We start from the raw sequence: 21,945 nt of genomic DNA, 5'->3' as shown, positions 1-21,945 counted from the left end.
GTACGACGGCCCCCGCGGCTCCTTCACCGCCCGGCCCCGCGCGGGGCTGCTGGTGGACTCCGCCGCCGTCTCGGCGGCCCTGGCCGATCCGGCCGCCGCCGTGCTCGACGCCCGCACCCGCGAGCGCTTCGCCGGCACCGCCCCCGAGCCCCGGCCGGGGCTGCGCGGCGGGCACATGCCGGGCGCGCTGAACCTGCCGTTCGGCGAACTCCAGGGGCCGGACGGGCGGATGCGGCCCGCCCGGGAACTCCGCGCGGCCTTCGAGGCGTTGGCCGGGGAACGTGAGCGGCTCTGCTTCAGCTGCGGCTCGGGGGTGACGGCCTGCGTGCTCGCGCTGGGGGCGACCCTCGCCGGGTACGAGGGGCTGTCGGTGTACGACGGCTCGTGGAGCGAGTGGGGCCTGCCCTCGGAGCTGCGGCCCGTGGTGGCCGGTCCCTGAAGGTGGGGTGGGGTTAGCCCCACCCCCCTTTCGGATACCTGCACCAGCGCGCGGCCCGCCCCGGGGTCGGCAGACTCGGCGGCATGGCACCTCACCTCACCCGCACCGCCCTCGCCGCCACCGCCGCGGCCCTGCTCCTGTCCGGCTGCTCCCTGGTGGAGGAGGCGAGGCTGAAGACCGCCGGGGCCGACACGACGGTGACGGAAGCAGTCACGGCCGTGGAGCTGACGGGCCTTCGCCGGGGCTCCGTCGAGATCACCGCGGGCAGCGGCCCCGGGGTCACCGTCCGCCGTGTCGCGCACTACCGGGGTGACACGGCGCCCGTGCCGGAGCAGCGGGTCTCGGGCGGCGTGCTGAGCTTCACCGACGGCTGCGGAGGCGACGGGGACTCCTGCTGGGTCGACTACCGGCTGGAGGTGCCGGCCGCGGTGAAGGTCAAGGCCGGCAGCAGCAGCGGCGACATCACGGTGACGGGTGTGGCGGCCGCCGAGCTGGACTCCTCCTCCGGCGACGTGCGGGCGGAGCGGATCACGGGCCCGCTGCGGGTCCGTACCTCCTCCGGGGACCTCAGGGCCGCCGGCCTGTCCGGCCCGGAGTTCGAGTTCCGTTCGAGCTCGGGTGACTCGACGGTCGGCTTCGCGAAGGCCCCGGCCTCGGTGTCCTTCACCACCAGCTCGGGCGACGTCACCCTGACGGCGCCGCAGGCCCCGTACCGGCTGTCGGTCAGCACCGGCTCGGGCGAACGGGACGTCACCCTCGGCGACTCCCCGGACGCCCCCTCCCGCATCGCGGTGCGCACCAGCTCCGGGGACATCCGCCTCGCCGCCTCCTAGGCGGCGGTCACGGCGTCGACCTCGACCTCCACCAGCCAGGCCGGGTCGATGAAGCGGGACACCTCCATGAAGGTCGTCACCGGGCGGATGCCGGCGAAGCGCTCGCCGTGGGCCCGGGCCGCCTCCTCCCACCGGGTGATGTCGGTCAGCAGGATCCGGGTCCGTACGACGTCGGCGAGCGAGGCGCCGGCCTCCTTCAGGGCCCGCTCGGCGATGTCCAGGCAGCGCACCGTCTGGGCGTGGACGTCGCCCGGGCCGACGGTGCCGCCGTCGTCGCCGATCGGCGCCGTGCCCGCGACGGCCACGTACTGTCCCGCCCGCACCGCGCGCGAGAAGCCGATCCGGGGTTCCAGGGGGGAGCCCGAGCTGACGGTGTGTCGTGTGTCTGTCATGGCGTCATGGTGCGGGTGGGGCAGAGGGCCATCCGTGATGTTCGCCCCCGGCGAACGGGCGTTGGGGAACACAGGGCGGCGCAGATGCATTGAGTCGGCATAGCTCAACTTCACTGCCGGAGGGAAGATCATGGCTTCGACGTCCGTAACGCTCACCCTGCCCGTACTGCCGCTCGACGATGAGGTCGTGCTGCCCGGGATGGTCGTTCCCCTGGACCTGTCCGACGCCGAGGTGCGCGCAGCCGTCGAGGCCGCGCAGGCGGCGGCCGGGAGCGGGAAGCCCCAGGTGCTGCTCGTGCCGCGGGTCGACGGGACGTACGCCGGCATCGGCGTGCTCGGGACCGTCGAGCAGGTCGGGCGGCTCTCCGACGGGGATCCCGGGGCGCTGATCCGCGGCCGCGGCCGCGTCCGGATCGGCGCCGGCACCACAGGGCCCGGGGCCGCGCTCTGGGTGGAGGGGGAGACCGTCGACGAACAGGTGCCCGACCCGCTGCCCGGGGCGGTCGCCGAGCTCGTCAAGGAGTACAAGGCGCTCGCCACCAGCTGGCTCAAGAAGCGCGGCGCCTGGCAGGTCGTGGACCGGGTGCAGCAGATCGAGGGGGTCTCCGCCCTCGCCGACAACTCCGGCTACTCGCCCTTCCTGACCGTGGCTCAGAAGGTGGAGCTGCTGGAGGCCATCGACCCCGTCGCCCGGCTCCGGCTCGCCGTCAAGGCGCTCAGCGACCACCTCGCCGAGCAGGACGTCGCCGAGGCCATCGCCAAGGACGTCCAGGACGGCGTCGACAAGCAGCAGCGGGAGTTCCTGCTCCGCCGCCAGCTGGAGGCCGTCCGCAAGGAGCTGCGCGAACTGGGCGGGGAGAAGGAGGGCGAGGAGTCCGACGACTACCGCGCCCGCGTCGAGGCGGCCGACCTGCCCGAGAAGGTGCGGGAAGCCGCGCTCAAGGAGGTCGACAAGCTGGAGCGGGCCAGCGACCAGAGCCCCGAGGGCTCCTGGATCCGCACCTGGCTGGACACCGTGCTGGAGCTGCCCTGGAACGAGCGCACCGAGGACGCGTACGACATCCGGGGCGCGCGGGCCGTGCTCGACGCCGAGCACGCCGGGCTGAGCGACGTGAAGGACCGCATCACCGAGTACCTCGCCGTGCGCAAGCGGCGCGGCGAACGGGGGATGGGCGTCATCGGCGGGCGGCGCGGCGGGGCGGTGCTCGCCCTCGTGGGGCCGCCCGGCGTCGGCAAGACCTCGCTGGGCGAGAGCGTGGCCCACGCCATGGGCCGCACGTTCGTCCGCGTAGCCCTCGGCGGCGTCCGCGACGAGGCCGAGATCCGCGGCCACCGGCGCACGTACGTCGGCGCGCTGCCCGGCCGGATCGTCCGGGCGATCAAGGAGGCCGGGTCCATGAACCCGGTCGTGCTCCTCGACGAGATCGACAAGGTCGGCTCCGACTTCCGCGGCGACCCCGCGGCCGCCCTGCTGGAGGTCCTGGACCCCGCGCAGAACCACACCTTCCGGGACCACTACCTGGAGGTGGAACTGGACCTCAGCGACGTGGTCTTCCTCGCCACGGCCAACGTCCTGGAGGCCATCCCCGAGGCCCTGGCCGACCGCATGGACATCGTGCGCCTCGACGGGTACACCGAGGACGAGAAGATCGTCATCGCCCGCGACCACCTCCTGCCCCGCCAGCTGGAGCGCGCCGGGCTGACCGCCGGGGAAGTGGTCCTGGAGGACGAGGCGCTGCGCAGGCTCGCCGGCGAGTACACCCGCGAGGCGGGCGTGCGCACCCTGGAGCGGTCCATCGCCCGGCTCCTGCGCAAGGTGGCCGCCCAGCACGAGCTGGGCGAGCGCGCGTTCCCCTTCACCATCGGCGCGGGCGAGCTGCGCGGCCTCATCGGCCGGCCGCACCACGTCCCGGAGTCCGCGCAGGACCCGGCGGAGCGGCGCACCGCGGTGCCCGGCGTGGCCACCGGCCTCGCCGTGACCGGGGCCGGCGGCGACGTCCTGTACGTCGAGGCGTCCCTCGCCGACCCGGAGACCGGCGCCGCCGGGCTCACCCTCACCGGCCAGCTGGGCGACGTGATGAAGGAGTCGGCGCAGATCGCCCTCAGCTTCCTGCGCTCGCACGGCGCGGAGCTGGAGCTGCCGGTCGCCGACCTGAAGGACCGGGGCGTGCACATCCACTTCCCGGCCGGCGCCGTCCCCAAGGACGGGCCGAGCGCCGGCATCACCATGACCACCGCGCTGGCGTCGCTGCTGTCCGGCCGCCAGGTGCGCACGGACGTGGCGATGACGGGCGAGGTGTCGCTGACCGGGCGGGTGCTGCCGATCGGCGGCGTCAAGCAGAAGCTGCTCGCCGCGCACCGCGCCGGGCTGACCACCGTGATCATCCCGAAGCGCAACGAGGCCGACCTGGACGACGTCCCGGCCGAGGTGCTGGAGGGGCTGGAGGTGCACCCGGTGACGGACGTGCGCCAGGTGCTGGAGCTGGCCCTCGCCCCCGCGGTGGTGTCCTACACCGAAGCCGCCTGACCGGCGCACACCGGTCCGCCGAAGGCCCGGGGCCCCCTAGCGGCGGGGCCCCGGGCCTTCGGCGTGCGCGCTGCGAAATACTGGTCCCGAACAGGGGTGCCCCGGGGCGCCCCGCCACCGATGGGAGCGGCACGTGCACGGCAGTGAAGACCAGGAGTTCCTCGCCCTGGAGCGGGAGCTGTCCGTCTTCCTGCGGCGCGCCCGCGCCTCCTCCGGCGAGATGGCCCGCGCCCTGCACCCCGAGCTGGAGCCCGCCGCGTACGGGCTGCTGGTCCGGCTGGAGGCCGCCGGCCGCCAGCGGGCCACCGAGCTGGCCGCCTACTTCGGCGTCGGCAAGGCCACCATGAGCCGCCAGCTGCGCGCCCTGGAGGTCCTGGGACTGGTGGCCCGCGAGCCGGACCCCGCCGACGGCCGCGCCTTCCTCGTCGGACTGACGGAGGAGGGCCGCACCCGCTTCCTGCGCGTACGGGGAGCCCGGCGCGAGCAGTACATGCGCAAGCTGGCCGACTGGGACCGGGGCGAGGTGGCCGAACTGGCCAGACTGCTCAACCAGCTGAACTCCGGCGAGGAGTAGCCGGGCCGACGGCCACCCGGATGCCGCTCAGAGCTCGGCGTACACCGCCGAGGCGTCGTCGTGCCGCTTGTACCGGCCCGGCCGGCGCAGCGGATCCGACTCGGCGGCCCGGACCCGCCCGATCAGCCCCTGCGCGCCCTCCTTGCGCAGCACGTCCAGGCAGGCCGCCCAGTCGCCCTCCCCGAACGTGTCCGTCCAGCGGCTCGCCCCGTCCGTCAGCGCGGCCACCGCCCGCACCTCGGAGCGCGGGGTGCGTCCGGTCACGGCCCGGGCCGCGACCGCCGGGTCGGCGGCCGCCGTGAAGAAGCCCCCGTCCGCGTTGCGCAGCGCGTCGGTCGCCGCCACCGAGCCGCGCACCTCACCAGGCACCCGGTCCAGCCGGTCGTCGAGCACCGGGGTGACCGCGCCCCCGGGTCCGCGGAGCAGGAGCACGGAATCGGAGAGCACGAGGTGCTCCACGTACGCCTCGTCCCACCGGACCATGACGACCGTCGCCTGCGGCGTGCGGACGTGAGAAAGGTCACAGGTCCCGCGGTGCGCGTCGGCGGTCTCCGCGATCGCCCGGGCCAGCACCCCCTCCAGGGGCATGTCCCGCCGCGATCCGGACAGTTCGGTCAATCGGCCGCCGAGCCGGGTGGAGAACCACGGCACTCCGTGCACGCATCCGTCGTCCCCGCGCGGCGGGGTGACCCCATCCAGGACGACCACGACGCCGCCTCCCGACGCAGGTGCCGACGCCGACACCCAGTCTTCATTGGGGTGTTCCGGGTTGCCGGGTTCCGAGGCCAGGTCGATGCGCATGCGGGCATTCTGCCCGGCGGGGCCCCGGAAAGCCCGGAAGGTCCATACCAATACCGGTGGGATGGGGCGGACCGCCGGACGCCCCCGCCCACCCGCTCCCCGCGAGATGTGGGCGGGCATACTGCCAAAGCCCGCCGCGTTCTTTCAACCACCCGTCCACGGCGGGCCCCTGACACGCGGTGCCCGAGTTGGTCGGCCACTCCTCCGTGATGTTCACTCCTTCGAGTGGCCGGGTGGGCGATGTGCGGCTCTCCTCCCAACACACTGCGAAGGTCTGAGGCGGTACGAGGGGGCAGGGGGCGTTTACTTGTTGACCGGCCGTTACCTCGGCCACACGAGTAGACGAGCACGAGCACACGTACAGGATTGCGAGCACCGGTGCAGAAGAAGCGGTCTCGGAAGAACGGCACCGCCAGCGCCGACGGACCCGCCAACGCAGGACGGCGCGTACGCGTCCGCAGCAGGCTGGTCATCGGAGTAGCAGTCGCCGGACTCACCGTCCTCGCGGCAGGCACCCCCGCCGTCGTTTCCGCCACGAGGGAACTGAACGACTCCCAGCGCCTGGTCACCCTCGCGGAACAGACCCGGCACGCCCTCACCCTCGCCCACCTCCTCGGCGACGAGCGCGACGCCGTCGTCGAGTACGCGGCCAAGGGCCGGCCGGGCAACGCCAAGGCCGCCGTCGACGAGCGCACCGCGCGCACCGACCGGCAGATCACCGAACTCCAGCCGGAGGCCGACGAGGAACTCGCCCGCGCCCTCGGCAAGGTCAAGGCCGTCCGCGCGGAAGCCGTCGACGGCAAGGGCAGCGCCCTCGCCGCCCACCAGGCCTACGCGGGACTCCTCACCGAACTCCTCGCGCCCGGCGACCGCCTCACCGAGCTCACCCCGCCCCGCGCCGAGGCCGCCCTGGCCGTCACCCGGCCCATGGCCCCCCTGGGCCAGGCCGTGGACCAGGCCTCCGCCACCCGCGGACTGCTCCTCGCCGCCCTGGCCGTCCCCCGCGCCGAGCAGGCCCCGAACGCCGCCGTCGCCGACGAGCTCACCAGCGCCGCGCAGCGCTCCCGCGTCCGCGAACAGGCCGCCCTCGACGACTTCGCGCGCGCCGCCCGGCCCGCCGTACGCCAGACCCTCGCCGCCACCGTCACCGGCCCCGAGGTCAAGGCGGCCGACGACCACCTCAAGCGGCTCACCGAGCGGCCCACGCTGACCCCGGCCGACCGCAGGGCCACCGACGCGGGCGCCCTGGGCACCGCCCTCACCGCCCGCATCGACCGGATGCGCTCGGTGGAGTCCACCCTCGCCGGCGAGCGGGCCACCGCCTTCACCACCCTGCGCGACGACGACGTGACCCGGCTGGAACTGCTGGTCGCCGCACTCGGCGTCCTCTTCCTCTTCGTCATCGGCTTCTCCACCGCCGTCGCCCGCTCCCTCACCCGGCCGCTGTCGGTGCTGCGCCGCGGCGCGGAGCGACTCGCCACCCCCGAGGGCTCGCAGGACCCGGTCCGCTTCACCGGCCGCAACGACGAGTTCGCCGAGGTCGTACGCCACCTCAACGCGGTACGGGACCAGACGGTCGCCCTGCACACCAGGGTCGCCGGGCTCGACGCCGACCGGCGCCGCCTCATCGGCCGCAACGAGGCCCTCTCCTCCGGCCGCGAGGCCCTGGAACAGGAGCTGGCACAGCTGCGCGCGGGGCTGGAGGAGCACCGCCGCATCATGTCCACGACCTCCGTCTCGCTCTCCCTGCGCACCCTCGGCCTCGTCGAGCGCCAGCTCGCCGTCATCGAGGAGCTGGAGTCCAGGGAAGGCGACCCCGACCGGCTCGCCACCCTCTTCAAGCTGGACCACCTGGCGACGGTCATGCGCCGCCACAACGAGAACCTGCTGGTCCTCGCCGGACAGGAACACGGCCACGGCCAGAGCCTGCCCGTGCCCCTGGTCGACGTCATGCGGGCCGCCGTCAGCGAGATCGAGCGCTACGAGCGCGTCGACCTCGCCGCCATGCCCTCCTACACCCAGGTCGCCGGACACGCCGCCGACGACATCTCGCACGTCCTCGCGGAACTCCTCGAGAACGCCACGACCTTCTCCCCGCCCGACGCCAAGGTGAAGGTGTCCGGCCGGCTGAGCGACTCCGGCGACGTCGTCCTGTCCGTCGTGGACGAGGGCATCGGCGTCACCGAGGACCGGCTCGCCTCCCTGAACACCCGCCTGTCCACCCCCGACGCCTACGACGAGGAACCCGAGGCCGAACACGGCCTGGGACTCGGCCTCTACGTCGCCGGGCGGCTCGCCGCACGCCACGGCGTGAGCGCCGAGCTGCGCGCCGGCCGGCACGGCGGCCTGGAGGCCCTGGTCGTCATCCCCGGGGCGCTGCTGCCGGACGGCCCGCCGGCCTCGCCGGTCCACACCCTGGCCACGCCGGGCGCCACCGCGATCCAGCTGCCCGGAGTGATCGCCGAGGCCAACGAGAACACCCTCCCGCCGCGGCTGCGGACGCCCGTGGCCGAGCAGGACGCGCAGGCGCGGCCGGCGGCCCCGGCCGAACCGGCCGCCGCGGAGGCCGAGCCGGCCAAGGTGGTCACGCTCGCCGAGGCCTTCGACGCCGAGCCGGACGAGACGGCCGCGGGCGGGGCGCAGGACGCCGAGGCGCCCGAGGCGCACGGCTCCGGGTCCGCCGGCTCCTCCGTGCCTTCCGGCGCGGACGACTCCGAGGCCGACTCCGACTCCGACTCCTTCGAGTCCGAGGCGTACGAGTCCTTCGACGCCGGCTCCCTGGTGGCGGAGGCCTTCGGAGCCGCGCCCGCCGCGGCCCCGCCGGAGTCCGAGGACGCCGACGCCGAGCCCGCCAAGGTGGTCACCCTGGCCGAGGCCTTCGACGACGCGCAGCCGCCCCCGGCCGACCAGGTCTTCACCGCCGCCTCCGAGGAGGCCCCCGCGGCCGGGGCGACGCCGGCCGGGGCCGGTCCCGAGGAGGAGCTCCTCGCCCGGGTCGTGGCCGAAGCCGACGCGGAGGCCTTCACGGCGGCCGACCCCGCCCCGGGGGACGCCGCCGGGGAACACGACACCGCAGCCGGTGCACCCGTACACCACGAAGGACACCCGGACGCGGCACTCGACGCCGACCAGTCCGGCCACCGGCGGGCCGCCGACGCGGGGGACGGCTTTGTCCCCCGCCAGGGCAGCCACCCCGAGCCCATGGCCGAGCCCGCCACCGGAACCGTCACCGCCAAGGGCCTCCCCAAGCGGACCCCGCGCTCCGTGGCGGCCCCCGGCATCGCAAGCCCCACCGCGGCCCGCCCCGAGCCGCGCAAGGTCGACGCCGAGGAACTGCGCCGCCGCCTCGGCGGGTTCTACCAGGGCGCCCAGGACGGGCGCCGGGTCGTCGCGGCGGAACTCGCCCAGGACCACCAGGACCCGCAGGGCCGGGGGCAGGGGCACACCGACCAGGGGGACACCGCACAGGAGGCACGCACATGACCGCGCCCAGTACGTACGGACTGAGCACCCAGGCCCGCAACCTGCAGTGGCTGCTGACCGACCTGGTCGAGGAGGTGCCCGGGGTCAACTCCGTGGCCGTCGTGTCCTCGGACGGGCTGCTGCTGCTGTCCTCCGAGCCGGCCGCGGAATCCGCGCGGGAACACCGGCCCCGGGGCCCCCGCGGCGCCTCGGCCGACCTCGCCACCATCGTGTCCGGCCTCGGCAGCCTCACCACCGGTGCGGCCGCCCTCATGGAGTTCGGCACCGTCAAGCAGACGATGGTGGCCATGGAGAACGGCTCCGTCTTCGTCATGTCCATCAGCGACGGCTCCCTGCTCGGCGTGCACGCCACGCCCGACTGCGACATGAGCGTCGTCGCCTACCACATGGCCCTGTTCGTCGGCCGCGCCGGCCACGTCCTGACCCCCGAAGTCCGCAGTGAGCTGCGCCAGTCGATGGAGAAAACCCCGTGAGGAGTACGGCCTCCGACCGGCTGCCGATACGCGGCGCCGACCGCCGCCCCGCCCGCGTCCGCCCGTACTCCCTCACGGGCGGCCGCACCCGCTTCCCGCAGGTCCTGCTGGTGGAGACGTTCGTCGCCACCCTCGACAGCGGTCCGGCCAAGACGCCCGACCGCATGCCCGAGATGCGCGCCATAGTCGAGGTGTGCCGCCGGATGCGCACCATCGCCGAGATATCCGCACTGCTGAAGCTGCCGCTCGGCGTGGTCCGGGTCCTCGTCAGCGACCTCGCCGACCAGGGCCGGATCCGCGTCTACGGCACGGGCCACGGCACCGGCCGGCCCGACCGCGCGCTGCTGGAAAGGGTGCTCAGTGGCCTCCGCCGTCTCTGACTACGACGCCGACGTCGCCGGGATCGTGGACGACGAGCCCGTCCAGCCCTGGCAGTACGACCGCTCGCGCGCGCCCGTCGCCGTGAAGGTGCTGGTCGCCGGGGGCTTCGGCGTCGGCAAGACCACCTTCGTGTCCTCCCTCTCCGAGATCGCCCCGCTGCGCACCGAAGCGGTGATGACCCAGGCCAGCGTCCCCACCGACGACCTGACCGGGACCCCGGACAAGAACACGACCACCGTCGCCATGGACTTCGGCCGCATCACCCTCGACGACGACCTCGTGCTCTACGTGTACGGGACCCCCGGCCAGGAGCGGTTCTGGTTCATGTGGGACGACCTCGTGCGCGGAGCCATCGGCGGCCTCGTCCTGGCCGACACGCGCCGGCTGCGCGACTGCTTCCCCGCGCTCGACTACTTCGAGAGCTGCGGGCTCCCCTACGCGGTCGCCGTCAACCACTTCGAGGGCTCGCGCTCCTACGACGCGGAGGACGTGCGGGAGGCGCTCACGATCCCGCCGCACGTCCCCGTCGTGATCATGGACGCACGGCGCCGGGCCACGGTCGTGGAATCCCTGCTGACCCTGGTGGGCCACGCCCTGGACGCCACGCCCGCCTAGGCACGCCCGCGAAGGCACGCCCGCACGGGTGCGCCCTCCGCGCGCACGCACGGCGCCCCCGCACGGGCCCCGCGCGCGGCCTCCGCACGTCCCGAAGAACCCTCCCCGAATCGAGAACGTGAGATGCGCAAGATACTCGTCGTCGGGGCCGGCCAGTCCGGTCTCCAGCTCGCCCTCGGCCTCCAGGCGAAGGGGTACGAGATCACCCTCATGTCCAACCGGACCGCGGACGAGATCCGCACCGGACGGGTCATGTCCACGCAGTGCATGTTCGACACGGCGCTCCGGCACGAGCGGGACCTCCAGCTGGACTTCTGGGAGCAGCAGGCTCCCAAGATCCAGGGCCTGGGCGTCTCGGTGGCCGCCCCCGACGGCTCCCGCGCCGTCGACTGGCTCGGCCGCCTCAAGGCGTACGCGCAGTCCGTGGACCAGCGGGTGAAGATGGCGGGCTGGCTCGACACCTTCACCCAGCGCGGCGGCCAGCTGGTCATCCACGGCGCGTCCGTCGCCGACCTCGACTTCTTCGCCCGTACGTACGACCTCGTGCTCGTCGCCGCCGGCAAGGGCGAACTGGTGTCGATGTTCGAGCGGGACGCGGCACGCTCCCCGTACGACGCCCCGCAGCGCGCGCTGGCCGTCTCGTACGTGCACGGGCTCGGGCCGCGCCCCGAGCACCCGCAGACCGAGGCCGTGCGCTGCAACCTGGTCCCGGGCGTAGGCGAGCTGTTCGTCATGCCGACCCTGACGACGTCCGGGCGCGCCGACATCCTGTTCTGGGAGGGCCTGCCGGGCGGCCCGCTGGACGTCTTCAAGGGCGTCAACGACCCCGGCGAGCACCTGGCGCTGACCCTGTCGCTCATGGAGGAGTACACGCCCTGGGAGTACGCGCGGGCGACGAAGGTCGAGCTCACGGACGCGGGCGGCACCCTCGCCGGCCGCTACGCACCGGTGGTCCGCAACCCGATCGGCCGCCTGCCCGGCGGCGGCCTGGTCCTGGGCGTCGCGGACGTGGTCGTCGCGAACGACCCGATCACCGGGCAGGGCTCCAACTCGGCGGCCAAGTGCGCGGCCTCGTACCTCTCCTCGATCCTCATGCACGGGGACAAGCCGTTCGACGAGGCGTGGATGAAGGCCACCTTCGACAAGTACTGGTTCACCACCGGCAAGCCGGTGACCCAGTGGACGAACGCCATGCTGGGCGTCCCGCCGGAGCACGTGCTGAACCTGATCGGCGCGGCCGGGCAGCTCCAGCCCGTGGCGGACCGGTTCGCCAACGGCTTCGACAACCCGGCCGACTTCGACGCGTACTTCTACGACCCCGAGGACACCGCCGACTACCTGGCGGAGGTGTCGTCGGCCGTGGCTGCCCCGTCCGGCGCGTCCGGCGACGAGTAGCCCGTGTCGTCCCCCGCCGCCGCGGCCTCGGGCAGCGGCGGCGGGGTGAACTCCGCGAGCGGTTTCGCCTCCGGATCCGGGCGGACCGCCCCGAGGAGCGGGTTCGCCGCGATCGGCGAGACCTTCACGGTGGCCCCCGGGCGGGGCGCCTGGATCACCTTGCCGTCCCCGAGGTACAGGGCCACGTGGGTGGCCTTCGGGAAGTAGACCACCAGATCGCCCGGGCGCAACTGGTCCAGCGGTACCCGGGTCAGCTGTGCCCACTGCTCCTGGCTGGTCCGCGGGATGGACCGCCCGGCGTGCTCCCAGGCCCGCGAGGTCAGCCCCGAGCAGTCGAAGGAGCCCGGACCCTCCGCGCCCCACACGTACGGCTTGCCGATCTGCGCCGCCGCGTACCGCAGGGCGGCCCCGCCGGCGGCGGTGGGCGTACCCGTACGGGCGGGCAGCCGCCCGGAGTCCACCAGGGTGCGCTGCGCCCCTGCGGTCACGGCCGCCTCGCGGGCCCCGAGCCCGGCCAGCTCCTCGGGGGTGAGCGCCGCCAGCAGCCGCTCCACCTCCTTGAGCCGGCCCGTGACCTCCCGCTGGGCCCGCCTCTGCTCCGCGGCGAGGGCCGCCTGGTCGTCCAGGGCCTTGCGGGCCGCACCGGCCAGCGCCCCCGCCTGCGCCCGGCTCCGCTCCAGCCGCGCCACGACCGCGGCCCGCCGGGCACCCTCGCGGGCGGCCAGCCGGCGCTGGTCGACGGCCTGCTGGGGGTCGCCGGAGAGCAGCAACCGCAGGTACGGGGAGAGGGAGCCGCCGCGGGCCCCCTGGTACTGCTCCCGGGCGAGCCGCCCGGCGGTGGCCCGCTCGGAGTCGAGCGCGGAGCGGGCCTTGCCGAGCCGCGCGGCGAGCCGCTGCTCCTCGTCCTGCCGGGCCTTGAGGGCGACCTCGGCGGCGTTGTAGGCCTCGGTGGCTTCCTCGGCCCCCTGGTAGAGGCGCTGCAAACGGGTGAGCAGATCCCCGAGTTGGGGGGCGGATGCGGTGCGGGGGACTTCGGCGGCGGGGCCGGCGGCGGGGCCGGTGCGGGGGGCGGGGTCGGCCTGGGCGGTGGGCGGGGAGCCCGCGGCGACGAAGACGGCGGCCAGACAGGCGATCCGCAGCAGTCGTTTTGTCATGTAATCACCTCCGCCGCCCGATGCTGCCACGCCCACCCACCCGAACCTTCGACCGACCGTGGTGGGTCGGGGGAGGTCACCTGGTTGGGGGGGTGGGGAGTGGGGCAGGGGTGGAGCGGTATCCCCCTGGGCCGCCTCAGAGAGGGTTTGGGGGTTTCCCGTCAGTCCCATCGTCGTTCCGTGTCGCGCCGGCCCGTCAAGGGCGCTCGCTGCGCTCGCGTCGCTTCGCGATGGCCTTCGGCCACCCTTGACAGGCCGCCCCGCCCCGGAAAGCCGAAAGACTGCCGGGAAGCCCCCAAAAGAACGGTCACCAGGGAGAGGTCCCAGGAGCGGGCCCGTCAGGGACGAGGCGACGGGTCAGGGGCCATGCCCGCACCGCACGACGACCAGAGCAGCGACGGCAGCGCATGGGCGCGTCAGATCGCCACGCGCTTCTCCTTGTTCGGCGTCCGGCGGCCGTCTGGGGCTGGTACCCGTTCCCCATGGCGGTCCGAGCAGCGTCAGGCGGAGGTCAAGAGGGCGGCTGCCTGTCGGCGGGCTTCGGTGAGCCAGGCGGTGCGCTCCTCGTCGGATGAGTCGGTGACGGTCCGGAAGACGACGCGGCGGACGTCCGTGGCCCCCACGTACGGCAGGACGCATGCCGACCAGATGGTGTGCAGGGGATCGCCGAACTCGCTCTCTTCCCGGTCCGCCGGGGTGTCGGAGGTGTTCAGTACGAGGGCCTTGCCCGCTTTCAGGAGACCGGCGGGTTCGCCGTCTGCGGTGTCGAGCTTGTAGGCGACGCCGGGCGCGAGGACCCTTTGCACCCAGCCGGTGAGGACGGCGGGCGGCATGCCCCACCAGTTCGGGTGGACGAACACCAGGGCATCCAGTCCGGCCACCTCGGCCCGGTGCCGGGCCAGCTGACCGTCCTTGGCATCGGCCGACTCGACCGTCCCCGTCTCATCGCCGGACAGCCGCGGGTCGAAGCCCTCGGCACAGAGGTCGTGCGCCACGACCTCGGCCCCACGACCGCTCAGCTCCTCCACCACGGCCTCGAACAGCGCATGGTTGAAGCTCCCCGGCCTCGGATGAGCGAGATACACCCCTACACGCATGGTTCCCCCCGGTTGTCCGTCTGCGGCCATCCTAGATCCGAGCCGTATTCGGTGGTCCACGCATGTCTGCCCGTAGGCGAACCGACCGCCGGCCGCCGCACCATGAGGAGTGGGCAGCGATCTGTCGCGCCTGGCGGCCCGGATCGAGCTCCTGATCAACGTCAGGTGCAGGTATCAGCCTCCGGCGGCCGCCAGTCGCTGAGACGGGAGGAGCGCGTAGCGATCTGGTGCGTCCGGGTGCTTGCCGGGCTGCTCTGATCGCTGTTTGGTGCGGGTTGGGCCGGGCCCCAGTCCTGGGCATGGGGAAGGGGGCCCGGATGCCCGGGGGTCATGAGCCCTGGCCCCTCGTCTCATCGCTGAGGGAGCCGCTCCTCGTAGATGTCCCTGGTGACCGTTCTTCTGGGGGCTTCCCGGCAGTCTTTCGGCTTTCCGGGGCGGGTCGGTCGGTCAAGGGTGGCCGAAGGCCATCGCGCAGCGACGCGACCGAAGGGAGCGCCCTTGAGGGACCGGCCCGCCCCGGAACGACGATGGGACTGACGGGAAGCCCCCACACCCTCCCTGATCCGGCCCCGCTAGGACTCCGCCCCCGGTCCCCCGCTTCCCAGCAGCAGGGCCTTCGCCCGCGTGAACTCGTCCCGCGTCAGGAGGCCCTCCCGGGTCAGGTCGGCCAGTTGGGTCAGCCCCGCCACCAGGCCGCCGGGCGGGGGTGGTGCGCCGGGCGGGGTTGCCGCCGGCGCGGGCTCCTCCCCGCCGGTGGCCGCCGGACCCGGCTCCTCCCCGCCCCAGGCGGGGAGACCACGCTCCTCCCCGACCCCCTCCTCCCCGACCCCCTCCTCCCCGTCCCGCTCCTCCCCAACTCCCTCCCCGAACTCGTCCCCGTACTGGTCCCCGAACCCCTCCACCACCGCCTCGCCGCTGTCCTCCGCCTGGGCCCACTCCGCCGCGCCCGCCGCCCGCCTGAGCAGGCCCCGCAGGAGGGGGCGCCCCGAGGGGCGGTTCGCCGCCCTGACCGTCACGCCCACCGGCCGGATGAACATCACGCCACCCCCACCCGCTCCGCCGGGATCCGGACCGAGCCGACGATCCGCCCGCCCGCCGCCCGTACGGAGACCGCCGCGTCCTGCGCCCAGACGTGTTCGACCACCAGCAGCAGCGCGCAGCTGCCCCGGTCCAGCAGCTCCGCCGCCTCGTGCACGTCCTCCGGGCCGATCAGCCGCGCCACGTCACGGCCGGCCAGGATGCCCCGTAGCTCCACGAACTCGTCGAACTCCGCCGCCAGTACTTCCCCCGACGCCGTCTTCGTCGTGACGAGCCCGTCGATCAGCCGGACCACCCCCGTCTTCCGCAGCCCCATCACGGCCTCGACCGCCGGGACCCGCAGCTGTTCCTCCGGGAAGGCGAGGACGATGAATTCCACAGGTCCCATGCGCCGGGGCTCCTCACTCCTGTCGCTCCTGACCGTTTCTGACGACTCTTCGGCACCCTATGACATAAGCGGACATACCAGCCGCGACCTTGCTACGTTTCCCCGTATGACCGCTCTGACGGCGAAGGTGACGGAGCCCGCTCCGCCGCCGCCCCCCGACTCCGGCGCGCCCCGGCGCCGCGGCATCGAGCTGACCCTGCTCGCAGGCGCGGTCCTGATCTCCGTACTGGGCCACCTCTACGTCGACCTCGCCGCGAACGCCCCCACCGCCACCCCGACGCGCGCCGCCACCCCCCTCCCCGCCACCACCTACGCCGCCGGCCTCGGCGGGGCCGCGCTGCTCGCGCACCTCGCCGTCCGGCTCAGGGCCCCGTACGCCGATCCGCTCCTGCTGCCGATCGCCGTCCTGCTCAACGGGCTCGGCCTGGTCCTCATCCAGCGCCTCGACCTCGCCACCCCGGGCGAGCCCGGGGCGGGGGACCAGCTGCGGTGGTCGGCCCTCGGCGTGGTGCTCTTCGTCCTCGTCCTCACCCTCCTGCGCGACCACCGGGTGCTCCAGCGGTACGCCTACCTGGCCGTCACCACGGCCCTCGCGCTGATGCTCGTCCCCGTCTTCTTCCCGGCCGTCAACGGCGCCCACATCTGGATCCGCTTCGCCGGGCTCTCCTTCCAGCCGGGGGAGTTCGCCAAGATCCTGCTCGCGCTCTTCTTCGCCGCCTACCTCGCCGCGAACCGCACCGCCCTCGCCCTCACCGGCCGCCGGCTGTTCTGGAAGCTGCGCCTCCTGCCCGGCCGGGTACTCGGGCCGATCCTGGCCATCTGGCTGCTCAGCGTCGGTGTCCTCGTCCTGGAGCGGGACCTCGGGACCTCGCTGCTCTTCTTCGGGCTCTTCGTCATCATGCTGTTCACCGCCACCGGGCGGATCGGCTGGATCGCCATCGGGCTGGTGCTCGCCGCCCTCGGCGCGTACGCCGTCGGGACCTTCGAGCCGCACGTCCACAGCCGCGTGGACGACTGGCTGAATCCTTTCGCCTCCATCGAGCGCGGCGACGGACCCGGCCAGCTCGCCCAGTCCCTCTTCGCCTTCGCCGCCGGCGGCCTGCTCGGCGCCGGCCTCGGGCACGGCCATTCCTTCCTCATCGGCTTCGCAGCCAAGTCGGACTTCGTGCTCGCCACCGCCGGCGAGGAGCTCGGCCTCGTCGGCCTCACCGCGATCCTGCTGCTCTACGGGCTCCTCGTCTCCCGGGGCTTCCGCGCCGGACTCGCGCTGCGCGACCCCTTCGGGCGGCTGCTCGCCACCGGGCTCGCCTCGATCGTCGCCCTCCAGGTCTTCGTCATCGCGGGCGGCGTCACCGGCCTGATCCCGCTCACCGGCATGGCCATGCCCTTCCTCGCGCAGGGCGGCTCCTCCGTGGTCACCAACTGGATCATCGTCGCCCTGCTGGTGCGGCTCAGCGACAGCGCCCGCCGACCCCGACCGGAAGCGGGGGAGTTCGCCACGTGATCCGCTACATCCGCTGGTGCGCGTACTTCTGCGCGCTGCTGCTCGCCGCCCTGCTGGCCAACGTGGCCCGGGTGCAGGTCTGGGAGTCGGCCGCCTACGGGGCGAACCCGGCCAACAAGCGCCCCGCCATCGAGCGCTACGCCGAACCGCGCGGGGACGTCCTGGTCGACGGCAGGCCCGTCACCGGCTCGCGCGACAGCGGCCAGCTGCTGCGCTACGAGCGGACCTACACCGACGGCCCGCTCTACGCGCCCGTCACCGGCTTCTCCTCCCAGACGTACGGGACGAGCTTCGTGGAGCGCGCCGAGGACGCGGTCCTCGCCGGTACCGACCCGGGGCTCTCCGCGTTCCCGCTCTGGTACGACCTCTCGCGCGGCCGCCCCGGCGGCGGCAACGCCGTGACCACCGTGCGCGCCGCCGTACAGCAGGCCGCGTACCGGGGGCTCGGCGGCAAGCGGGGCGCGGTCGCCGCCCTGGAGCCGGCCACGGGCAGGATCCTGGCCCTGGTCAGCAGCCCCTCGTACGACCCGGGCCTGCTCTCCGGGACCGGTGCGAAGGTCAAGGCGGCCTGGGAGCGGCTGAACGCGGACCCCGCCAAGCCGATGCTCAACCGGGCGCTGCGCGAGACCTATCCGCCCGGCTCCACCTTCAAGATCGTGACGGCGGCGGCCGCCCTCGACGCGGGCGTGGTCACGGACGTGGACGCGCCCACCCGCACGCCCGACCCGTACCCGCTGCCCGGCACCAGCACCCTGCTGCCGAACGCGGCGACCGGCTGCGAGGACGCCTCGATGGCGGAGGCGGTGCAGTGGTCCTGCAACACGGTGATGGCGAGGATCGGGGTGCGGGTCGGGCTGCGGGCGATGGTGGAGGCGGCCACCCGGTTCGGGTTCAACGACGAGGGGCTGCGGGTGCCGTCGTGGGTGTCGCGGTCGGACTTCGACACCGACATGAGCCCGGACCAGCTGGCGCTCTCCTCGATCGGGCAGTTCAACACCAAGGCCACACCGCTCCAGATGGCGATGGTGGCGGCGGCCGTGGCCAACGGGGGCGAGCTGAAGGCCCCCTACCTGGTGGAGCGTACGACCCAGGACGACGGGTCCCCGGTGCGGCAGACCAGCCGGCGGACCATGGGCCGGGCGATGAGCCCCGCCACGGCGCTGCGCATGCAGGAGCTGATGGTGAAGGTGGTGGAGGACGGTACGGGCCGCAACGCGGCGATCCCCGGGGCGCGGGTCGGCGGCAAGACCGGTACCGCGCAGCACGGCGTGGGCAACGCCGGCACGCCGTACGCCTGGTTCATCGCCTGGGCCCGCGCGCAGGACGCGCCGGAGCCGGCGGTGGCGGTCGCCGTGGTGGTGGAGGACGCGTCGGCGGTGCGCGGGGACATCAGCGGCAACGGCGCCGCGGCCCCGATCGCGCGGGCGGTGATGCAGGCGGCCCTGGCGGGGCACTGACCCGCGCCTGCGGCCTCCGGACGGCCCCTAGCCCTGCGCGCCCTCCTGGACGGCGGCCTCCACCTCCGCCGCCCGGTCCCGCTCCTCGGCCGCGAAGCGCTCGCGGTCGAGGGCCTCGGCGATCTCCTCGTCCCGGGTCATCAGCAGGTCGAGGTTGGAGTCGCCCATCTCGAAGACCCCCATGTCCAGGTACGCCTTCTGCAGCCGGTCGCCCCAGAGCCCGATGTCCTTGACGCACGGCACGATCCGGCTGAACAGCAGCTTGCGGAACAGGTGCAGGAACTCCGACTGCTCGGTGTACTCCTCCGCCTCCCGCTTCGGGACGCCGAAGTTCTCCAGCACCTCCACTCCGCGCAGCCGGTCGCGCATCAGGTGGCAGCCCTCGATCACGAACTCCTCGCGCTCGCGCAGTTCGGCGTCCGTCAGCTGCTTGTAGTAGTCGCGCAGGGCCATCCGCCCGAAGGCCACGTGGCGGGCCTCGTCCTGCATCACGTACGCGAGGATCTGCTGCGGCAGCGGCTTGTCGGTGGTGTCGCGGATCATCCCGAAGGCGGCCAGCGCCAGCCCCTCGATGAGCACCTGCATGCCGAGGTAGGGCATGTCCCAGCGGGAGTCGCGCAGGGTGTCGCCCAGCAGCCCCTGGAGGCTGTCGTTGATCGGGTAGAGCATCCCGACCTTCTCGTGCAGGAAGCGCCCGAAGATCTCGGCGTGCCGCGCCTCGTCCATGGTCTGGGTGGCGGAGTAGAACTTCGCGTCGAGGTCAGGCACGGATTCCACGATGCGCGCCGCGCACACCATCGCGCCCTGTTCGCCGTGCAGGAACTGGCTGAAGTTCCAGGCGCTGTAGTGCCGGCGCAGCTCGCCCTTGTCGCGTTCGCTCATCCTGGCCCAGTGCCGGGTGCCGTGGAGCGTCAGCATCTCGTCGGGGGTGCCGAGCGGGTCGTACGGGTCCACCTCGATGTCCCAGTCGATGCGCTTGGCGCCGTCCCACTGCTTGTCCTTGCCCTTCTGGTACAGCGCGAGGAGGCGGTCGCGGCCGCCGTCGTACTCCCAGCTGAAGCGGGCCGCGCCGGCGGCGGGGACCGGCCAGACGCCCTCGTCCGGGGCATGGGTGTAGAGCTCGTGCGTCGACACTGACGCCTCCTCGTCTCACGTACTGCCGTGCGGGAGCGGTCGGTTGGCAGCGTCACACGTTGGTAGACACGGGGTCAACAAGTCGTGCGCGGGGGATTGACGGCCTTGCTGACAGGCAGTCTTATAAGAGGTGACCGCAGGTGACCCGATCGCGAGGTGCCCGAAGCCATGACGACCGTGACGGAACGAGCCGCGCTGAGGGACGCCCTCGGCCTCCTCAAGGACCGCGAGCAGATCGCCCAGCGACTCCTCGAATCCTCCGCCAAGCACTCCTTCGACCCGGACCGGGAACTCGACTGGGACGCCCCGCCGATCGACGGGAAGTACTACTGGCCGCCCGAGCTGCTCTCCCTCTACGACACCCCGATGTGGAAGAAGATGGGCGAGGAGCAGCGCATCGACCTGTCCCGCCACGAGGCGGCGTCCCTGGCCTCCCTGGGCATCTGGTTCGAGATCATCCTCATGCAGCTCCTGGTCCGGCACATCTACGACAAGCCGCTGACCAGCAACCACGTCCGGTACGCGCTCACCGAGATCGCCGACGAGTGCCGCCACTCGATGATGTTCGCCCGCATGATCCAGAAGGCGGGCGCCCCCGGCTACCCCGTCTCCCGGCTCAACCACAACCTCGCCCGCATCCTCAAGACGGTCTCCACCACCCCCGGTTCCTTCGCCTGCACCCTCCTCGGCGAGGAGATCCTCGACTGGATGCAGCGCCTGACCTTCCCGGACGAGCGCATCCAGCCCCTGGTCCGCGGCGTCACCAGGATCCACGTCGTCGAGGAGGCCCGGCACGTCCGGTACGCCCGCGAGGAACTGCGCCGCCAGATGCTGACGGCCCCCCGCTGGGAGCGCGAACTCACCCGGATCAGCTGCGGCGAGGCCGCCCGCGTCTTCTCCGTCGCCTTCGTCAACCCCACCGTGTACGAGAACGTCGGCCTCGACCGGCGCGAAGCCGTGGCCCAGGTCAAGGCCAGCGGCCACCGGCGCGAGGTGATGCAGAGCGGCGCGAAGCGGCTCACCGACTTCCTCGACGACATCGGCGTCCTGAGCGGAGTCGGCCGCAGACTCTGGCGCAGCTCCGGCCTCCTCGCGTAGACGGGTCGTCTAGTCTGCGGGCATGACCGTACGGGCCTACCGCAGACTGAGCGTCGAGGAGCGGCGAGCCCAGCTCCTCGACGCCGCGCTGTCGCTGTTCGCGCACCGTGCCCCGGAGGAGATCTCCCTCGATGACGTCGCGGAGGCCGCGGGCGTCTCGCGCCCGCTGGTCTACCGCTACTTCCCGGGCGGCAAACAGCAGCTGTACGAAGCCGCCCTGCGCTCGGCGGCGGACGTCCTCGAACTCTGCTTCGCCGAACCCCAGGCCGGCCCGCTGACCCAGCGGCTGTCCCGGGTCCTGGACCGGTACCTGGCGTTCGTCGACGAACACGACGCCGGCTTCGCCGCCCTCCTGCAGGGCGGCAGCGTCGTGGAGACCTCCCGCACCACCGCCACGGTGGACGGCATCCGCCGCGCGGCCGCCGAACAGATCCTCCTCCACCTGGACGTCCCGTCCCCGGGCCCGCGGCTGCGGATGATGGTCCGCACCTGGATCACGGCGGTGGAGGCGGCCTCGCTGATCTGGATCGACGAGGGCAAGCAGCCGGAGGCCGCCACCCTGCGGGGCTGGCTGGTGGACCAGTTCATCGCCCTCCTGACGGCCACGGCGGCCACCGACCCCGAAACGGCCGGCGCCGCGCGCGCCGCCCTCGCCCTGGAGCCGGCGGACGGCCCGGTCGGCGTCCTCGCGCGGCGCGTGATCCCCGTGGTCTCCGAGGCGGCCCACCTGCTGTGACACTGGAGGGGTGAGAAGCGAACCGACTCCCTTCGAGGGCGGACCCATGGACGGCCGGATCCTCCCGATCCTCGTCGGCCCGACGGGGCACCCGCCGAAGTGGTACGAGATCCCGGTCCCGGCGCCGGACGGCGGGCCGCCGACGGTACTGCTGTACGAGCGGGTGCCGTCGGGGTACACGAAGCGGCTGGGACTCCAGAAGGGGTGGAAGTACACCTTCTCCCCGACGGGCGAGAAGCCCCGCCCCAACTGGCCCTGGCCCAAACGCCGCCGCACGTAACCCCCCTCACGGTCCCATTCCCCGGGCGCTGCCCGGACCCGCGCCTCAAACGCCGGCGGGGCTGGGGGGTACCGCAAGGAGGAAGGTGGCTGCGTACGGAGGGGGCGGGGGCGGGGTGGGGTGTCGTCCGGGACTAAAACGAGATG

Annotated in this window: 21 protein-coding genes; 14 read left to right on the top strand and 7 right to left on the bottom strand. The window is 73.5% G+C overall.

The features are described from left to right. Together AB0D45_RS31560 and AB0D45_RS31555 are read left to right on the top strand one after the other, a co-directional pair. On the top strand, positions 1-439 hold a 439-nt coding region (locus tag AB0D45_RS31560), incomplete at its 5' end, for a rhodanese-like domain-containing protein (protein WP_362465444.1). An 83-nt stretch (positions 440-522) separates the two neighbouring features. Further along, positions 523-1,272: a DUF4097 family beta strand repeat-containing protein gene (locus AB0D45_RS31555; protein ID WP_362465441.1), complete on the top strand. Its 750-nt coding sequence runs from the start codon at positions 523-525 to the stop codon at positions 1,270-1,272. On the opposite strand, the gene AB0D45_RS31550 is transcribed toward AB0D45_RS31555, so the two are convergent. Continuing rightward, a complete protein-coding gene (locus AB0D45_RS31550) occupies positions 1,269-1,664 on the bottom strand; it encodes a RidA family protein (RefSeq protein WP_361605193.1) in 396 nt (131 codons plus the stop codon). The genes AB0D45_RS31555 and AB0D45_RS31550 overlap by 4 nt on opposite strands. 130 nt (positions 1,665-1,794) lie before the next feature. Between AB0D45_RS31550 and lon the strand changes: the two genes are divergently transcribed. Together lon and AB0D45_RS31540 are read left to right on the top strand one after the other, a co-directional pair. After that, positions 1,795-4,191, top strand: coding sequence for an endopeptidase La (gene lon, locus AB0D45_RS31545; RefSeq protein WP_362465438.1), 2,397 nt, complete (start codon positions 1,795-1,797; stop codon positions 4,189-4,191). A gap of 133 nt (positions 4,192-4,324) precedes the next feature. Beyond that, positions 4,325-4,765 (top strand): MarR family transcriptional regulator, encoded by a 441-nt coding sequence (locus AB0D45_RS31540; RefSeq protein ID WP_267032692.1) that lies wholly within the window; start codon positions 4,325-4,327, stop codon positions 4,763-4,765. 27 nt (positions 4,766-4,792) lie between these two features. Here AB0D45_RS31540 and AB0D45_RS31535 read toward each other — a convergent pair whose 3' ends face one another. After that, positions 4,793-5,566, bottom strand: a complete 774-nt coding sequence (locus AB0D45_RS31535) for a protein phosphatase 2C domain-containing protein (RefSeq protein WP_361605200.1) — start codon at positions 5,564-5,566, stop codon at positions 4,793-4,795. A 378-nt stretch (positions 5,567-5,944) separates the two neighbouring features. Here AB0D45_RS31535 and AB0D45_RS31530 point away from each other — a divergent pair, with 378 nt between their 5' ends. The 5 genes from AB0D45_RS31530 to AB0D45_RS31510 all read left to right on the top strand — a co-directional run bounded on the left by AB0D45_RS31530 (position 5,945) and on the right by AB0D45_RS31510 (position 11,913). Next, a complete protein-coding gene (locus AB0D45_RS31530) occupies positions 5,945-9,049 on the top strand; it encodes a nitrate- and nitrite sensing domain-containing protein (protein ID WP_362465434.1) in 3,105 nt (1,034 codons plus the stop codon). Further along, complete coding sequence (locus AB0D45_RS31525) at positions 9,046-9,522, top strand: roadblock/LC7 domain-containing protein (RefSeq protein WP_361605206.1); 477 nt, start codon at positions 9,046-9,048, stop codon at positions 9,520-9,522. Before AB0D45_RS31530 ends, AB0D45_RS31525 begins: the two co-directional genes overlap by 4 nt. After that, positions 9,519-9,902: a DUF742 domain-containing protein gene (locus tag AB0D45_RS31520; protein WP_361605209.1), complete on the top strand. Its 384-nt coding sequence runs from the start codon at positions 9,519-9,521 to the stop codon at positions 9,900-9,902. Before AB0D45_RS31525 ends, AB0D45_RS31520 begins: the two co-directional genes overlap by 4 nt. After that, complete coding sequence (locus tag AB0D45_RS31515; RefSeq protein ID WP_361605212.1) at positions 9,883-10,518, top strand: ATP/GTP-binding protein; 636 nt, start codon at positions 9,883-9,885, stop codon at positions 10,516-10,518. The genes AB0D45_RS31520 and AB0D45_RS31515 overlap by 20 nt, the downstream gene beginning before the upstream one ends. Before the next feature lie 123 nt (positions 10,519-10,641). After that, the gene (locus AB0D45_RS31510; RefSeq protein WP_362465429.1) at positions 10,642-11,913 is read left to right on the top strand and encodes a styrene monooxygenase/indole monooxygenase family protein; all 1,272 of its coding nucleotides are present in this window, start codon (positions 10,642-10,644) and stop codon (positions 11,911-11,913) included. Here the strand turns inward: AB0D45_RS31510 and AB0D45_RS31505 are convergent. From AB0D45_RS31505 to AB0D45_RS31490, 4 genes are all read right to left on the bottom strand, one after another. Beyond that, positions 11,853-13,067: a C40 family peptidase gene (locus AB0D45_RS31505; RefSeq protein ID WP_362465426.1), complete on the bottom strand. Its 1,215-nt coding sequence runs from the start codon at positions 13,065-13,067 to the stop codon at positions 11,853-11,855. The genes AB0D45_RS31510 and AB0D45_RS31505 overlap by 61 nt on opposite strands. Before the next feature lie 500 nt (positions 13,068-13,567). Beyond that, positions 13,568-14,152, bottom strand: a complete 585-nt coding sequence (locus AB0D45_RS31500; RefSeq protein WP_362465423.1) for an NAD(P)H-dependent oxidoreductase — start codon at positions 14,150-14,152, stop codon at positions 13,568-13,570. A 584-nt stretch (positions 14,153-14,736) separates the two neighbouring features. Continuing rightward, positions 14,737-15,201 carry a hypothetical protein gene (locus AB0D45_RS31495; RefSeq protein WP_362465420.1) on the bottom strand — a complete coding sequence of 155 codons (465 nt, stop codon included), beginning with the start codon at positions 15,199-15,201 and terminating at the stop codon, positions 14,737-14,739. Then, a complete protein-coding gene (locus AB0D45_RS31490) occupies positions 15,201-15,590 on the bottom strand; it encodes a DUF6325 family protein (protein ID WP_362465417.1) in 390 nt (129 codons plus the stop codon). Before AB0D45_RS31490 ends, AB0D45_RS31495 begins: the two co-directional genes overlap by 1 nt. Positions 15,591-15,696: 106 nt before the next feature. On the opposite strand from AB0D45_RS31490, the gene AB0D45_RS31485 reads away from it, so the two are divergent. Both AB0D45_RS31485 and AB0D45_RS31480 read left to right on the top strand, forming a co-directional pair. Further along, complete coding sequence (locus AB0D45_RS31485) at positions 15,697-17,094, top strand: FtsW/RodA/SpoVE family cell cycle protein (protein WP_362465414.1); 1,398 nt, start codon at positions 15,697-15,699, stop codon at positions 17,092-17,094. Beyond that, positions 17,091-18,551, top strand: a complete 1,461-nt coding sequence (locus AB0D45_RS31480; protein ID WP_362465411.1) for a penicillin-binding transpeptidase domain-containing protein — start codon at positions 17,091-17,093, stop codon at positions 18,549-18,551. The genes AB0D45_RS31485 and AB0D45_RS31480 overlap by 4 nt, the downstream gene beginning before the upstream one ends. A gap of 27 nt (positions 18,552-18,578) precedes the next feature. Here AB0D45_RS31480 and AB0D45_RS31475 read toward each other — a convergent pair whose 3' ends face one another. After that, positions 18,579-19,685, bottom strand: coding sequence for a ferritin-like domain-containing protein (locus AB0D45_RS31475; RefSeq protein WP_362465408.1), 1,107 nt, complete (start codon positions 19,683-19,685; stop codon positions 18,579-18,581). 168 nt (positions 19,686-19,853) lie between these two features. On the opposite strand from AB0D45_RS31475, the gene AB0D45_RS31470 reads away from it, so the two are divergent. Genes AB0D45_RS31470 through AB0D45_RS31460 form a run of 3 tightly spaced genes read left to right on the top strand, consistent with a single transcriptional unit; the run spans position 19,854 to position 21,799 of the window. Further along, positions 19,854-20,783, top strand: coding sequence for a diiron oxygenase (locus AB0D45_RS31470; protein ID WP_361605239.1), 930 nt, complete (start codon positions 19,854-19,856; stop codon positions 20,781-20,783). Positions 20,784-20,805: 22 nt separating this feature from the next. After that, a complete protein-coding gene (locus AB0D45_RS31465) occupies positions 20,806-21,519 on the top strand; it encodes a helix-turn-helix domain-containing protein (RefSeq protein ID WP_362465405.1) in 714 nt (237 codons plus the stop codon). A 10-nt stretch (positions 21,520-21,529) separates the two neighbouring features. Then, a complete protein-coding gene (locus AB0D45_RS31460; RefSeq protein WP_361605245.1) occupies positions 21,530-21,799 on the top strand; it encodes a hypothetical protein in 270 nt (89 codons plus the stop codon). The last annotated feature ends 146 nt before the right edge of the window (positions 21,800-21,945 follow it).

Source organism: Streptomyces sp. NPDC048352 (genome assembly GCF_040651895.1).
In the GTDB taxonomy this organism is placed as follows: Bacteria; Actinomycetota; Actinomycetes; order Streptomycetales; family Streptomycetaceae; genus Streptomyces.
Note: the sequence above shows the minus strand (reverse complement) of the source record. Positions and strands in the feature narration are given on the sequence as shown.